Raw genomic sequence first — 592 nt, forward strand, 5'->3', positions numbered from 1 at the left:
CCGCAAGGCCGGCGTCAAGGTCAAGAGCGTCGCCGAGCTGGTCGAGAAGCTGAAGAACGAAGCCGGCGTGCTCTAAGGAAATCCGATGAGGCCGGCCTGCAAACGGCTGGCTTCTGCGCTTCCGGTGCTCACGTACGGATGTACGCTCCGCTCCGGTTCTCGAAACCAACCGTTTTCGGCTCGGCCTGACCGGATTTCAGGGAGCCTCGAAGACGAAAGTCAGGGATAAGACAATGGCAATTCTCCTCATCGCCGAACACGACAACGCAAGCCTCTCCGACCAGACCGCCAAGGCGCTGTCGGCAGCGCTCCAGATCGGCTCGGATGTCGACGTGCTGGTCGCCGGCAAGGGCGCCAAGGGCGCGGCCGACGCCGCCGCCAAGCTGAAAGGTGTTCGTAAAGTGCTGCTCGCCGAAGCCGACGAGCTTTCGGAACGCCTCGCCGAGCCGCTGGCAGCGCTGGTCGTCTCGCTCGCCGGCTCCTACGACACGATCGTGGCGCCGGCCACCTCGTCGGGCAAGAACGTCGCGCCACGCGTCGCCGCGCTGCTCGATGTCGCCCAGGTCTCCGAGATCATCGAAGTGGTCGCGCC

The 592-nt window shown here is 65.2% G+C and carries 1 protein-coding gene and 1 pseudogene; both read left to right on the plus strand.

The window, feature by feature from the left end; all coding sequences use genetic code 11:
- Positions 1 to 76 (plus strand): annotated as a pseudogene (locus ACWGS9_RS35185) (electron transfer flavoprotein subunit beta/FixA family protein); the annotation flags it as partial.
- A 157-nt stretch (positions 77 to 233) separates the two neighbouring features.
- A partial coding sequence (locus tag ACWGS9_RS35190) for an adenine nucleotide alpha hydrolase family protein (protein WP_459077407.1) occupies positions 234 to 592 on the plus strand: 359 nt, incomplete at its 3' end.

The sequence above is a fragment of the Mesorhizobium sp. Arg314 genome (genome assembly GCF_053714275.1).